Source organism: Neobacillus niacini, from assembly GCF_031456445.1.
In the GTDB taxonomy this organism is placed as follows: Bacteria; Bacillota; Bacilli; order Bacillales; family Cytobacillaceae; genus Neobacillus; species Neobacillus niacini_I.
Map to the genome: position 1 here is coordinate 1 of NZ_JAVDUQ010000090.1, position 1,433 is coordinate 1,433.

2 protein-coding genes are annotated in these 1,433 nt (G+C 34.1%); both read right to left on the reverse strand.

Going from position 1 to position 1,433, the window contains the following annotated elements; translation table 11 throughout:
- Nucleotides 1-169 precede the first annotated feature (169 nt).
- Nucleotides 170-1,051, reverse strand: a complete 882-nt coding sequence (locus tag J2Y67_RS27780) for an IS3 family transposase (RefSeq protein WP_310179413.1) — start codon at nt 1,049-1,051, stop codon at nt 170-172.
- Nucleotides 1,048-1,433 (reverse strand): helix-turn-helix domain-containing protein (locus J2Y67_RS27785; protein ID WP_310179414.1); only part of this gene is annotated, 386 nt, incomplete at its 5' end. The genes J2Y67_RS27785 and J2Y67_RS27780, both read right to left, overlap by 4 nt.

Below are 1,433 nucleotides of genomic sequence, written 5' to 3' on the forward strand. Positions count from 1 at the left end.
TTTGAACATATCCCTGTCAAGTAGACAGTATAAAATTAACCACCTTCTTCAGCGGCTTACATGGTAGTTGATTGAGGGTGCACTGTCAAGGAATGCACTTGACAGCACCCCCTCAATCAACTGAATGGTCTGTAAGCTGAAGAAGGAGACACTGTAATCCATTTGTCTTCTAAGCAATCTTGGTCATTCTGTATTCCACAGGACTGAGATTGCTTAATTTTTTTTGGTAACGATTGTAATTATAAAAGTAAATATATCGATTTATTTCCGCAATTACTTCTTCTTCTGATTTAAATGAATGAAGGTACATGACCTCCGATTTTAAATGACCAAAGAAGTTTTCCATACTGGCATTGTCTAAACAGTTCCCTTTTCTGGACATACTAGGAATAATCTCATGTTTTTTAAGAAGTTTATGGTATTGGCGAGATGTGTATTGGAAACCTTGGTCACTGTGCAGAGTGACCCCCTTCGCATCTTGCTTTTTTATTGCCTCTTTTACTGTATCAGAAACCAATTTTAAATCATTAGATTTACTGATCTTATAAGCTACAATTTCATTATTGTATAGATCTTTTATAACAGATAGGTATAATCGTTTTTGGTTAAACATTAAGTAAGTAATATCTGTAGTCCATTTTTGATTCAATTCTGTCGCATTAAAATCACGATTCAGAATGTTTGGAACTACAATATTTTCGGACCCTTTCTTGTAATTGCCCTTTTTCTGTCTAATTTTTGCTTTAATTCCAAGTTCCTTCATTAGTCTATAAACTCTTTTATGATTAGCCCTTATGCCATATTTACGGAAAAGCCATATTTTTATACGATAATAGCCATATATTCCATTAACTTCGTTATAACATTCAATTATCAAGCCTTTGATATATTCATCTTCCTGTTGTTTTGGGGATATGATATCCTTTCTTTTTAACCATTTGTAATATCCCCCTTTAGACACTCCAGCAAGTTCACAGAGCTGAAGTACAGGATACTGATTAGATAGGTCTTCTATTATTTTAAACACCATTTGCTTGTCCTTTTTCTTCACCTCCTTTGAAGAGCATGTAGCTTTTTTAAAAACTCATTCTCCATTTTTAACTTTCCATTTTCCTCTTCTAACGAAAGTGGCTTAGAACTTGGTCTGCCTTTAAAAGGGGACTGCGAACTACCACGACGATCTTTAAGTCCATCTAAGCCTAATTCGTTATAATTTTTTACCCAACGACTAATGTATTTATGGTCATATACTCCAAGTTCCTTTGCGATAGCAGTGTAGCTCATATCTTCCTCAATATATTTTTTTACTGCCATAAGTTTAAACTCAACTGAATAGTTTATGAATTTTTGCCCTTTTTTAGCCAAAATAAATCCCTCCTGTGTTAGCCAGTATGGTTTTTTTTCATACTGGCTACACAGGAGGGATAATATCA